A 12,992-nucleotide genomic window follows, 5' to 3' on the forward strand; every position below is an offset into this window, starting at 1 on the left:
GGCTCATAGTTGTTCTATGACAATTCTCCCCGCAATCGACATCAAGAACGGCCACTGCGTTCGCCTGCTTCAGGGCTTGGCCGATCAAGAGACCGAGTATTACGAAAACCCGGTCGACCCGGCCAAGGAATTCCTGGCCGCCGGCTCTGAATGGGTGCACGTCGTCGACCTCGATGGCGCCTTCACCGGCAAACCAGCCAACATCGAAGCCGCCAAGCAAATCGCCGCCCTTGGCCTCAAGGTGGAGTTCGGCGGCGGCATTCGCTCGCTGGATGACATTCGCAACGCGATCGAAGGCGGCGTGTCCCGCGTCGTCGTCGGCACCCGCGCCTGCGAAAGCCTCGACTTCGTTAAGCAGATGGCGGCGGAGTTCGGCCCGCAAGTCGCAGTCGGCATCGACGCCCGCGAAGGCAAGGTCGCCGTGCATGGCTGGGTCGACGTGACTGACATGCCCGCGATCAAGCTGGCGCAAGAAGTCGCCGCCGCCGGCATTCAGCACATCATCTACACCGACATCGCCACCGATGGCATGATGCGTGGCCCGAACTACGAGGGCATGAAAGAAATGTGGTCCTCGGTGGACTGCAACGTCATCGCCTCCGGCGGCGTTTCGGACATCCATGACGTGATTCACTATGCCGACCTCGCCCCGCGCTACCCGAACTTTAGCGGCGTCATCATCGGCAAGGCGATTTACGAAAAAGCCATCGACCTGAAGGCCGCTCTCGACATCGCCAGCGCAATCAAGGCGTAAAGCCGGCCAAACAATCTCAAGCAAAACGCCGCCTCGATTTGGGCGGCGTTTTTTTTGTGTGCAGAGTAACTGGCGTAATTCAGACCATGTTACTGAATCAATCAAGAGTCATCGCGGCATCCTGCTCCAGAGCACCGTCAGCGCCAGACATTACAGCCCACTGACCAGCATTTTGTCCGGATGCTCGATTGCGTAGCGGAATGGCACTGTGCGCTCCTCACCCGGCTTGAGGCTCAGCTCCCATTCGATGCGCTTTTGCTCGTCGATGTTCACATCGCTGGTGCGCTTGCCGATTTCGGGCGTCAGCAGCTCCACTTCAATTTCTTCGTTGGACGCCATGGGAATCTGATCCCAGAGCGAGAGCGTGACCGGCTGCTGGCGCTGGTTGTTGATCACAAATTCGTAGCTCACCACCTCTCGGCTCGTCTTGTTGAAAATGCCTTCGGTCGAGTCCTTGCCCTGCAGCTTGTTGCGCTCAATAGTCACGGCGGGATCGACGCCCAGGTAGACCCAGAACTTCTCGCCCGGCGCCACAAGATCGAGGTTCGCCTTGCCCACGAAGTTGCCGTCGATGAATATGCTCCCTTGCCCAGGTAACAGCTGCGCGTCTGTGTCGTTGGCGATCTCGGCCTTCAGGTAAGTGTAGGGCGAGAGCTTGGGCACAGCGGTGTGCCGGTAGTCGGCGGCGGAGTCAAACTGCAGGATCGTGCACACCACCGGCTCCGCCGATGAGGCGACCGTCACCTTCGCTGGCACGTCAAACTTGGTGGCAATAAGCCCCTGTTGAACCGTGGCCTTGGCGACCTGTATATCGCCAAATTTGGCAAAATCCGTGCCAGTCAGGAAATTGACCGAACCATCTACAACCTGCTTTTTCTCATCCAAGAAATCGGCCTCGGCTTCATCCCTACCGTATCCCCAAGCGCGGCTCTCCTGAGGTTTCGGAAGCGGCATGGGCTTGACCTCCGCGATCCACCAAGGGCGTAGCTCCGGCGCCCGGCCGTCAATATGTGGCTGTGCCGTCGACAGGCTCAGCGCGACATCGCTCCAGTCCTCGCCAGTGCGTTGGCGCACGTTGGCGCGGTAAACAATGTCGATCTGGCTATCCTTGGAGTCGGCGCGCACCTGGTAAGTTGGCTCCCAACTGGCGCCCGGCGTTTGATAGGTGAGTTGCAGAGCGGACTGACCGCCTTCGTTCGCCTCTACAACCGCCACCACATCCGTGCGCGAACGCTTTTGCGAGGCGTTGAATTGTTGTATCTGCTGCTCGATTTCCCGCAGATTATCGTCGAGCTCCCTGCGTTGCACTTCGAGCTCCAGGCTTTGCTGATCAAGCTTCGTTTGGCGCTGGGACTGCATCTCGAGCAAACCCGCCCACTGATCCGGATCGGTCGCGACGCCAGCACCCTCGGTGGGCGTGGTCACGCCTTTCCAGATAGATTGCAGCGCCCGCGCCTCCTGCTCGATCCGCGCCGCTGCCAGCTCATTGCGACGGCGGTCCAGCTTGAGTTGATCCAACTGTTCGAACAATGCGCGCGATTTCTCGTTCGCCACGGCATCGAGGTAGGTCGTCACGAGGCGAATATCCTGCAGCGTGAGCGGACCGTCGCACTGCAATTGCAAGGACTCACGATCGGTGTTCACGGGCAGCCCTTCGAACCGAATCTGATGCGTGCCAGCCTTCAGTTCCAGCAAAGCTTCACGCGTAACTTCAGCGCGATCCGGATAAACGGTGACGGCGGCGATCTTGCCATTGGCGGTGTAATCCGCCGCGTTGAGGGACAGCATCCCAGCTAGAATTATCAGGTAGAGCGATTGTTTCATGAAGCCTTGGAACCCCCTTCCCGGCCCAATGTTCAATCCCTGACAAAAACCTTACAAACGCTACAAATCCGTGAAATTTGCCCGCTCTACAGCCACTCAGTCGGGTAGAGTTTGCTCGCGTCAGGCGGCTGGTTTTCCGCATAGTAGACCGCCATGCGCAGGTAGGCGATAGCGTCGTGCTGCATCTCCCTGCCCTTCTTCTGCATCTCGGCCAAAAGCGATTCTGGCGCGCGGCCTTCCAGGTGATAGATCTGCGTCACGCCGATGTCCAACAAACCGCGGGCGATATCGATCTTCATTTGCGGAATGCGCATAAATGGCGATTGCAGCGCCTCGTAGTCTTTCTTTTTTTCGCGTCTTTGAGTGGCCATTCTTCAGGTAAATTCTGTTCGAAAAATTCAACAGCGGCGGCACATTTAGGAGCCTTGAATCAATTTGCGCAATCGACGATATGCCCGGAAAAATATTCCCGCTTTCGACGAGCGCGATTGGTTAAAAAATTCCTGGCGATCCCCCGACTCCCAAATCATGGACGGGCAATCATCTTCGGTGCGCCAGAGGGCAATGCGCGGCACGATGCCGTAAATCTTGAGCCCATTGTAAGCCTGATCGCCCAAAATGTCGTCCGCAGGCCGCGAAACCGGCAAGGCGCATTCTAACAGCTTGCGAGCGGCGGTAGGCGAGACCATGTAAGCGCCTGTCCGGGCAACGACGCCCTCGAACTCGCACAAAGATTTGGCTGGTCCGTGTTCATGCGCGATTGGCTTCAAGTTGACCGGTTTGGCGATGTCATGCCCGAAGTTCACGACATCCCAATCGGCGGGCAACCAGTCCGCGCGGGCCTCTATCATGGAGCAAAAATCATCGTGCACCTCAATGTCGTCCTCCAGCACAATCAACGGCCCATCCAGCTCCGCCGCCAATCGCCATGCTTCAACGTGCGACAACGAGCATCCGAGCTCGTTCGGGTGCAAGTCGCGATTCAGGTGCAAATATGCCTTCGAGCGGGCGTAGAGTTTTTTCTGCTCAGGCGTAAGCAGCTTACCATCCACCGCCGCCTGAAATCGATGCTCTATCCCCATCGCGTCGAGGTGCTCCGCCATCATTTTCCGACGATCCGCCGCCCGCTCGAGGTTAATCACCACTACCTGAGGAAACTCGCTCATAAAGCCAGCATACTTTGCAAAACAGCTCTCATAATGAAAGCTTAAAGCAGGCCAGTGCGCCATTTAACCAAGTGTCACTGTGCCATGGCGCACTTTAGGTGTGACAGGTGTGACACAGTGCGCCACCTAGAGCGTCTTCCCAGTGAGATATTAGCGGGGCTCGCTTTTATATTTCACTCATTAACAAAGCTTTGCGAACTATCCAAGTTAAGGGCACGGCGCTTGCAATAGAGTCGGCATGAGTAAAATTTTAGGCATCGACTTAGGCACGACTAATTCCTGCATGGCCGTCATGGAAGGCGGGGAACCTGTCGTGATCCCAAATAGCGAAGGCGCACGCACTACGCCGTCCGTAGTTGCATTTGCAAAGAACGGCGAGCGCCTCGTTGGCCAGGCCGCTAAGCGCCAGGCCATCACCAATCCAAACAACACCATTTTCTCGGCAAAGCGCCTCATCGGTCGCAAGTTCTCGGAAATCGCTGAAGAAGCCAAGCACCTTCCTTACAAGGTCGTCGAAGGCAAGAACGGCGACGCTCAGATCGAAGTCACCGTGAGCGGCGAATCCAAGCAATACACGCCCGAGGAAATTTCCGCGATGATTCTCGGCAAGCTCAAGGCAGACGCCGAAGCTTACCTTGGTGAGACCATCTCCCAGGCCGTAATCACCGTGCCCGCATACTTTAACAACCCTGAGCGCCAAGCCACCAAGGACGCTGGCAAGATCGCCGGCCTCGAAGTGCTCCGCGTCATCAACGAACCGACCGCTGCCGCCCTCGCCTATGGCCTGGACAAGAAGGCGGACGAAACCATCGCCGTGTATGACCTCGGTGGCGGCACGTTCGACATCTCCATTTTGGAAATCGCGGACAGCGTATTCGAAGTGAAGGCTACCAATGGCGACACCCACCTGGGTGGCGACAACTGGGACAGCGCGCTCATCAACTGGCTCGCAGCCGAGTTCAAGACTCAGAACGACAGCAGCGTCGACCTCCTCGCCGACCCGATGGCCAAGCAGCGCCTGAAGGAAGAAGCCGAGAAGGCCAAGATCGCCCTGTCCTCCAGCCAGTCGACCGACATTAACCTGCCGTTCATCACCGCAGACGACACCGGCCCGAAGCACCTCAACGTGACCCTCAGCCGCTCCAAGCTCGAGCAGCTGACGGACGACCTTGCCCAGCGCACGATCGTTCCGTTCAAGAAGTGCCTCGAAGACGCCGACGTCTCCATGAGCGAAGTCAACGACCTCGTCTTGGTTGGTGGCATGACCCGCATGCCCAAGATCATCGAGATCGCCAAGGGCCTCGCTGGCAAGGAGCCGCACAAGGGCGTTAACCCGGACGAAGTCGTCGCAATCGGCGCTTCCATCCAGGGCGGCGTTCTCCAAGGCGACGTCAAGGACGTGCTCCTGCTCGACGTGACCCCGCTGACCCTCGCGATTGAAACCGCAGGCGGCGTCGCCACGCCGATGATCGAGCGCAACACCACCATTCCGACCAAGAAGTCTCAGGTCTTCTCCACCTACTCTGACAACCAGAACGCGGTGGACATCAAGATCCTGCAGGGCGAACGCTCGATGGCGAACGACAACAAGCTTTTGGGCAACTTCCGCCTCGATGGCATCCCCCCCGCCCCCCGTGGCGTGCCGCAGATCGAAGTCACTTTCGACATCGACTCCAACGGCATCCTCCACGTGAGCGCGAAGGACAAGGCCACGAACAAGGAGCAAAAGGTATCCATCACTGGTGGCACCGGTCTCTCCGAGGAAGAAGTCGAAAAGGCCAAGGCCGACGCCGAAGCCCACGCCGAAGAAGACAAGAAGCGCAAGGCTGGCGTGGAAGCACGCAACCAGCTCGACGGCCTCGTCTTCCAATGCGAAAAGCAACTTGGCGAGCTGGGCGACAAGCTCCCGGCCGACAAGAAGGGCCCGATCGAAGCCGCGCTTGCCGACGGTAAGAAGGTCTTGGAAAACCAAGAAGCTTCTTCCGACGAGCTCAAGGCCGCCCACGACAAGCTACAGGAAGCCTTCGCCGCCGCTGCTCAGGACATGTATGCCAACATGTCTCCCGAAGAGCAGGCCGCCGCGCAACAAGCTGCCGCCGAAGCCGCAGGCCCCGAGTCCACCGCCGGTAACCCAACCGCCGCAGGCAAGGACGACGACGACGTAGTCGACGCCGACTTCGAAGTGGTCGACGACAAAAAGTAGGCGAAAATTAAAGTAAACAGATTAAAAATTAAAGCAATAGGTCACCAATCCATCAGACTGAAACTTTAATTTTTAATCTTTAATTTTTTAACTCCATATCCATGGCCCTTAACCACCTCGTCTTTACCGATCACGGAACCTTCCGGGTAAAGGCTGACAAGATGACTGCCAGCGACATGCTTTCCCTCTATTCGGAAGGTAAGCTTGTTGCTTCCTTTAATAAAGATCGAGTCATTGGTGTTGGGCTGGAGCGCTCCATGCCGGACTACCTGGGAGCCAAGCTGAACGTCGTCGGTGAGCAACACCACGAAGCAGCCCCTCCCCCCCCCGCCCCGGCGCCAACTGCTCAACAACCAGCCACGGAGCGCACGGCTGACGACATGGACGATTACCTTCCGAAAAAATCACAATAATAAACCCATACTCAAAATACTATGGCAACCGCAACCAAAGTGAAAATCAAGCCGCTCGGCGACCGCGTACTCATCAAGGCCGTTGAGCTGGACGAACAAGTCAAGGGTGGCATCATCATCCCTGATTCCGCCAAGGAAAAGCCACAAGAAGCCAAGGTCATCGCCCTCGGCACCGGCGCTAAGGACGAAAACGGCAAGGCCCAGCCCTTCAACGTGAAGGTTGGCGACATCGTGATCGTTTCCAAATACGGCGGCACCGAGGTCAAGTTCGAAGACGAGACCTACACGCTCGTTCGCGAAGACGACATCCTCGGCGTTGTTGAAGGCTAATTGCTCTGCATTGCAAAGCAACTTTGCCACACAAAGCATAGAAATTCTTAAAACATAAAACGTAAAACTTAGAACCAATATGGCTAAGCAACTCAAATTCGACGAAGCCGCACGCAAGAGCATTCTTGCCGGCGTAGAAAAGCTCTCAAACGCCGTCAGCGTCACGCTCGGACCGAAAGGCCGCAACGTCCTGATCGACAAAAAGTTTGGCTCCCCAACCGTCACCAAGGACGGTGTTTCCGTAGCCAAGGAAATCGAACTCAAGGACCCTTACGAAAACATGGGCGCCCAAATGGTTCGCGAAGTGGCCTCCAAGACCAGCGACAACGCTGGTGACGGCACCACCACCGCAACCGTTCTGGCACACGCCATCTACAAGGAAGGCCTCCGCAACGTAGCCGCTGGCGCGAACCCGATCTTCCTGAAGCGCGGTATCGACAAGGCTGTTACCGCCGCTGTCGCCAAGCTCGCCAAGGACAGCAAGAAGGTTTCCGACCGCGAAGAAGTGAAGCAGGTCGCCACCGTTTCCGCTAACTGGGACACCGAAATCGGCGAAATCATCGCTGACGCCATGGACAAGGTTGGCAAGGACGGCACCATCACCGTGGAAGAAGCCAAGGGCATCGAAACCACCCTCGACGTGGTCGAAGGTATGCAGTTCGACAAGGGCTACCTGTCCCCTTACTTCACCACCAATGCTGAAACGATGGAAGCCATCCTTGAGGACGCTTACATCCTGATCAACGAAAAGAAGATCAGCAGCCTCAACGACCTCCTCCCGATTCTGCAGAAGGTTGCCAAGACCGGCAAGCCGTTCTTCATCATCGCTGAAGACGTCGAAGGCGAAGCCCTCGCAGCACTTGTAGTTAACAAGCTCCGCGGCACGCTCAACGTTTGCGCCGTTAAGGCACCTGGCTTCGGCGACCGCCGCAAGGCCATGCTCGAAGACATCGCCATCCTCACCGGTGGCCGTTGCATCACCGAAGACCTCGGCATCAAGCTCGACAGCCTCGAACTCGCCGACCTCGGCCAGGCTAAGCGCATCTCCGTGGACAAGGAAAACACCACCCTCGTTGAAGGCGCTGGTAAGGCTTCCGACATCCAAGGCCGCGTAAAGCAGATCCGCCGTCAGATCGAAGAAACCTCTTCGGACTACGACCGCGAAAAGCTGCAAGAGCGCCTCGCCAAGCTCGCTGGTGGCGTAGCCGTCATCAACGTTGGCGCCGCAACCGAGCCGGAAATGAAGGAAAAGAAAGCTCGCGTGGAAGACGCCCTGCACGCTACCCGCGCTGCTGTCGAAGAAGGCATCTCCGCTGGTGGTTCCAAGGCCCTGCTCAACACCGCCAAGGAAATCGAGAAGGCTGCTGAAGCCCTCGAAGGCGACGAGCAAATCGGCGCATGGATCGTTCGCCGCGCAATCGAAGCTCCCCTCCGCAAGCTGTGCTCCAACGCCGGCGTCGAAGGCAGCCTCGTTGTTCAGGAAGTCCTCAAGTCCAACAAGACCACGGGTTACAACGTCGCTACCGGCGTTTACGAAGACCTGATCAAGGCTGGTGTTGTTGACCCGACCAAGGTGACTCGTTCCGCACTGCAGCACGCTGCATCCGTCTCTGGTCTGCTCCTCACCACCGAGTGCATGATCACCGACGATCCGGAAGACGAAAAGCCAGCTGCTCCGGACATGGGCGGCATGGGCGGTATGGGCGGCATGGGCGGCATGATGTAAGCAACGGCCCGTTGCATCGCATCATTCTTACCAAACGCACAACGCAACTCTTTCAAAGCCCTCGGCATTTCGCCGGGGGCTTTTTCTATGCCCCCCTAATCCAGGCTTTAATTCTTCCGTATAGTAGAGGGGTATGAATAAGTAATCCAGCGCCAGTTCGCTTAACCTAAGACCGGTATTCAAGCCTGACCAGTTGCCGATGAACCGGCGTCACTGTGGACTGCATTCTGCAAGATTCAAAAAAGGCGGCTCGTGCAATTCGTATAAAAAATTTCTCACATCGGTATAACAACATAGTAAAAACGAGCCCATAAATCATTGATTTTTCGACATTTATATAAACATCAAACCAGACTTTGCGTTAAATGGCACATAGAATGCAAATGACAATGCGTATGAAAAATCTGTTGTTCGCTATCAGCACGTCAGCCATCTGTCTGACCACTCTCGGGTATGACCGGGTCACGGTTGACATGGACTTTGTCAGCGACCTCGCTCAGCAAAAAGCACAGGCGGAGTACGCGGAAGATGCACCCGAGCTGCCGCCCGCGCTGCAGCAGTTAACCTATGATAACTACCGTAACATCCGCTTCCGCAACAGCGAGGCGCTGTGGATCGGTCAGGACTACGATTTCGTCGTCGAGTTTTTCCATCTCGGCTACATCTACCACGACCCAGTCTTGGTCTATGAAACCACGGATACCCATCTGCAGCAGGTGCCATTTTCACGAAGTTTCTTTAACTACGACGACTCTTCAATGATGCCTTATGAGGCCCCGGATAACATCGGCTTTGCCGGAGTGCGCATCCGCTACCCGCTTAACATGCCTCAAGTCCGCGACGACTTAATTGTCTTTCAAGGCGCCTCGTATTTTCGCGCATTGGGCAAAGGGAATTCATACGGACTCTCTGCCCGCGGGCTTGGCCAAGGCATTGGTCAAGAGAACGAGAAATTTCCGCACTTCACCCGCATCTGGCTCAAAAAGCCCACCGAAGCAAACGCCGAAAGCCTGACTGTCTATGCACTGCTGGAAGGCGAAACCGTTACCGGCGCCTATGAGTTCACCCTCACGCCAGGTGATGAAACCAACGTCGTCGTTCGAAGCCGAATTTATCCGCGAAGTGAAGCCGAACGTCTCTGCTTTGCGCCACTGACCAGCATGTATTACTTTGGCGAAAACAGTGAGTTTCCCGTCGATGACTGGCGCCCCGAAGTCCACGACTCAGACGGGCTGCTCATTGCCAATAGCAAAGAATGGTTGTGGCGACCCATTCAGAACCCAACCAAGATTCAGCACCAAAGCTTTCCCGTCGACAAGCTACGCGGTTTCGGCCTGCTGCAGCGTGACCGCCGCTTCACCTCTTACGAAGACCTCGAAGCCAACTATGAACGGCGCCCCAGCGTGTGGATCACCCCCGAGGGCAAGTGGCCCGCCGGTAGCGTGACCCTCGTCGAAATGCCTACGCCCAATGAAACCGAAGACAACATCAACGCCTATTGGGTGCCAAGCGAGCCGCCCGCCGTCGGCCAATTTTACGAGCTCAATTACCGCATGACCTGGCGCTCCTCGGAACCGAATCGCGCTGTTGCAAACGTCGTCGAAACACGCATCGGTCAGAAGACGCTCGACCCCGACGCCACCTCGTTCGCCATCGAATTCACCCCGCCAAAAGGCTTTGAAGTGGATAAGCTTGGCGAATATTCCGTGGCGTTTGAATCTGACGGAGCCCCTGTCAAAACCGAGCCGCAACTACGCTACAACAAGGCGGAAAATTGCGTGCGCGCCTACTTTGACCTCAGCCGGAACACCACGGCCTCACACCACCTCTCGCTTACCCTACTCCAAAACAACCAGCCCGTGTCTGAAACCTGGGCCTACCTCTGGAAACCATTCAAGGCAAATGAACATGTCTCATCCAACCAGAGAACTCACTTTTCGCAAAATCAGTGACCGACTGCGCGCCTACGGCGTCGATCAACTTTCGGTTCGCTTTGAGCTCACGCAATCAATTTTGCAGGAAGCGCAAAGCATGGGCGATGACGAAGAACTGATGGCTAACGCCTGCAAGGTTTTCAATCGCCGACAGGAACAAATAACCGACAACATACGCCGCCAAGCTGGCCTTCCCAAGAACGCCCAGGGCTATGCTCAAGCTATTCTGATTTTACAGCAAACCGATGTGAACGCAGTCTGGTCCGCCGCTATCGAATCACCGGACAGCCTGCACCGCCTGCTCGCGAAAATCCCGTTGGCGCCGCCGATCATCGCGGGCCCTGCTCTCTCGCGCAGCACGCTCGGGCCTCCGCAAATCGATTTCGGCGCGATTGAGGAAACAACGAACACGACACTGGCCATGCTCAATCGCTGGCCCAAAGTTCGCTTTGCCGGCTTCCTCACAATATTGGCTGGCATCACGGCATTCATCGTAACCACTGCTCGCTAAGATGAACTCAAGCTACTGGAAAAAAATCAGCGAGGCGCGCCGCCTCTATTTCATGTCTGGCGTTGCGGCCACGACATTGCTCGGCGTCCTATTGTTTGCCGATCTACTTTGGCGCTTGCCGTATAACAACGCCAAATGGGTGCTGCTCACGATTTTTACGATGCTCTTTGCGAACCTCTCGTTCGGCTTTGTCCAGGCAGTCGCGGGGTTCATTTGCCTGCTCAAACGCAATGACCAGTTGCGCATTTCCGAGCTGCACAAGCAGTTTGAAAACCAGCCATTGAACTCGCGCACCGCCCTACTCTTTCCGATCTACAATGAGGATCCAGATAGCGTTACGGCCAACATCGCCACGACCTATGAGGCACTTGAGAAAGCTGGCGCGCTGGCGCACTACGACTTCTTTATGCTCAGTGACACCACTCAGTCCAACAACTGGATTGAGGAAGAAGCCGCGTGGCTGAAAACCGTACAAAAGCTCAACGCCCACGGTAAAATTTTCTATCGCAAACGGCGCGATAACCTGAATCAGAAATCTGGCAACGTGGCGGATTTCCTCCGCCGCTGGGGCAAGCCCTACGACTTCTTTATTTGCTACGATGCGGACAGCCTCATGACGGCCGATACGCTCCTGCGCATCACCCGCATCATGGAGCATACGCCCAGCCTCGGCATTCTCCAAACCATGCCCAGACTTTGCAATGCAAAGTCTATGTTCGCGCGGCTGCAGCAGTTTGGCAATCGCCTGCAAGGCATGATCGGCGGCGCTGGTCTTAACTTCTGGCAACAGAGCGAAGGCAACTACTGGGGGCACAACGCGATCATCCGCACCGAAGCCTTCACCAAGTTCTGTAACCTACCGGAATTACCCGGCGCGCGCCCACTCGGCGGCCGCGTGATGAGCCATGACTTCGTGGAGGCCGCACTCATGCGCAAGGCCGGCCTGCAAGTGTGGCTCGCTTATGATTACGAAGGGACTTATGAGGAAATGCCGCCGAGCATACCGGACTTTGCCATGCGTGACCGGCGTTGGAGTCAGGGTAATCTACAGCACACCTGGATCATGCTCTTCGGCGACATTCCATTGGTCAACCGCGTGCACATGTTCAACGGCATCATGTCTTACCTCTCCGGGCCGCTATGGTTGATCTTTCTCGTGCTGACGACCTTGATTTTCTACAGCTGGGAAAACAGTCAACTGACAATGTTTATCGGCGAGTCCTGGCTGCCCTGGATGCCCGAAGACACCAGCGTGCAAGGTCTGGTCGTGTTCCTGCTGACCATGGCGCTCATCCTCGTGCCCAAGTTTTTTCCGCTCATTCTCTTCCTACGTTATCCGGAAGAGCGCAGAAAGTTTGGCGGCTTTTTGCGCGCGACATCTTCACTGCTGTTGGAAGTCACGATGTTTACCATTATCGCACCATCGCTGATGCTCTTTCACAGTTCATTCATTGCGGCGCTTTTCATGGGGCAGCGAGTAAGCTGGAATGCGCAACGCCGCGGTGGAGACGGCATTGGCTGGGCTGAAGCGTTTGCCGTGCAAGGGCCACACACCTTGATCGGCGTGATGTGGGGTCTGCTTGCCTGGCACATTTCCCCCACATTGTTCGGCTGGATGTCCCCCGTGCTTATTGGTTGGGTGTTTGCGCCAGTCATCGCCGTGTGGACCAGCAAGGAGTCCGTTGGCGAATGGTTTGCGCGCCAGGGCTTGTTGCTCAGCCCGGAAGACATCGCCCCCCCCGCAGAAGTAAGAATCATGCGCACGAAGCTGTCCGAGGTGCATCAAAATCCGCCTCCCATTCCCGAACTTGCGGGAGACTACGGGCTAATCCGCATCGTGATGGACCCCTACCTCAATGCTCTGCATCAACAGTTCCTGCGTGAGCGCGACTACCAACCCGAGGACATCCGCGACGACTTGGCAGACATTCGAAAACGCCTCCTCAGTGAGGGCGCGCCTGCCCTCTCATCAGACGATAAACTACGCCTGATGTATGACTTGCCCAGCGTGCGCTCACTCCACCAGGAGTTGTGGGACAGTCCGACGGAGCAACTCTCAAAATGGTGGCGCCTGGCCCTGAGCCGCTACAACCGCGAAAGTATGTTCCGCGTAGACCTCTTGCACTAGAGC

Annotated in this window: 11 protein-coding genes; 8 read left to right on the forward strand and 3 right to left on the reverse strand. The window is 56.6% G+C overall.

Annotated elements, in window-relative coordinates; translation table 11 throughout:
* Positions 1 to 16: 16 nt before the first annotated feature.
* Complete coding sequence (gene hisA, locus RBB63_RS09085; RefSeq protein WP_309383339.1) at positions 17 to 754, forward strand: 1-(5-phosphoribosyl)-5-[(5-phosphoribosylamino)methylideneamino]imidazole-4-carboxamide isomerase; 738 nt, start codon at positions 17 to 19, stop codon at positions 752 to 754.
* 150 nt (positions 755 to 904) lie between these two features.
* Here the strand turns inward: hisA and RBB63_RS09090 are convergent, their stop codons facing one another.
* The 3 genes from RBB63_RS09090 to RBB63_RS09100 all read right to left on the reverse strand — a co-directional run bounded on the left by RBB63_RS09090 (position 905) and on the right by RBB63_RS09100 (position 3,744).
* On the reverse strand, positions 905 to 2,578 hold the full coding sequence (locus tag RBB63_RS09090) for a mucoidy inhibitor MuiA family protein (protein WP_309383341.1): 1,674 nt from the start codon (positions 2,576 to 2,578) through the stop codon (positions 905 to 907).
* Positions 2,579 to 2,664: 86 nt separating this feature from the next.
* A complete protein-coding gene (locus RBB63_RS09095) occupies positions 2,665 to 2,949 on the reverse strand; it encodes a hypothetical protein (RefSeq protein ID WP_309383343.1) in 285 nt (94 codons plus the stop codon).
* A 45-nt stretch (positions 2,950 to 2,994) separates the two neighbouring features.
* On the reverse strand, positions 2,995 to 3,744 hold the full coding sequence (locus RBB63_RS09100; protein ID WP_309383345.1) for a glycosyltransferase family 25 protein: 750 nt from the start codon (positions 3,742 to 3,744) through the stop codon (positions 2,995 to 2,997).
* Between the two features lie 238 nt (positions 3,745 to 3,982).
* Here RBB63_RS09100 and dnaK point away from each other — a divergent pair, with 238 nt between their 5' ends.
* The 7 genes from dnaK (at position 3,983) to mdoH (ending at position 12,989) form a co-directional block, all read left to right on the forward strand.
* Positions 3,983 to 5,947, forward strand: coding sequence for a molecular chaperone DnaK (gene dnaK, locus RBB63_RS09105; protein ID WP_309383347.1), 1,965 nt, complete (start codon positions 3,983 to 3,985; stop codon positions 5,945 to 5,947).
* A 101-nt stretch (positions 5,948 to 6,048) separates the two neighbouring features.
* Positions 6,049 to 6,360, forward strand: coding sequence for a hypothetical protein (locus RBB63_RS09110; RefSeq protein ID WP_309383349.1), 312 nt, complete (start codon positions 6,049 to 6,051; stop codon positions 6,358 to 6,360).
* A gap of 21 nt (positions 6,361 to 6,381) precedes the next feature.
* Positions 6,382 to 6,690, forward strand: a complete 309-nt coding sequence (locus RBB63_RS09115) for a co-chaperone GroES (protein ID WP_343219125.1) — start codon at positions 6,382 to 6,384, stop codon at positions 6,688 to 6,690.
* 79 nt (positions 6,691 to 6,769) lie between these two features.
* Positions 6,770 to 8,416, forward strand: a complete 1,647-nt coding sequence (groL, locus tag RBB63_RS09120) for a chaperonin GroEL (RefSeq protein ID WP_309383351.1) — start codon at positions 6,770 to 6,772, stop codon at positions 8,414 to 8,416.
* A gap of 395 nt (positions 8,417 to 8,811) precedes the next feature.
* A complete protein-coding gene (locus RBB63_RS09125; protein WP_309383353.1) occupies positions 8,812 to 10,368 on the forward strand; it encodes an OpgD/OpgG family glucan biosynthesis protein in 1,557 nt (518 codons plus the stop codon).
* The gene (locus RBB63_RS09130; protein ID WP_309383354.1) at positions 10,325 to 10,861 is read left to right on the forward strand and encodes a hypothetical protein; all 537 of its coding nucleotides are present in this window, start codon (positions 10,325 to 10,327) and stop codon (positions 10,859 to 10,861) included. The genes RBB63_RS09125 and RBB63_RS09130 overlap by 44 nt, the downstream gene beginning before the upstream one ends.
* Position 10,862: 1 nt before the next feature.
* Positions 10,863 to 12,989, forward strand: coding sequence for a glucans biosynthesis glucosyltransferase MdoH (gene mdoH, locus RBB63_RS09135; protein WP_309383356.1), 2,127 nt, complete (start codon positions 10,863 to 10,865; stop codon positions 12,987 to 12,989).
* Positions 12,990 to 12,992: the final 3 nt, after the last annotated feature.

This window comes from Cerasicoccus frondis, assembly GCA_031296915.1.
GTDB lineage: Bacteria > Verrucomicrobiota > Verrucomicrobiia > Opitutales > Cerasicoccaceae > Cerasicoccus > Cerasicoccus frondis.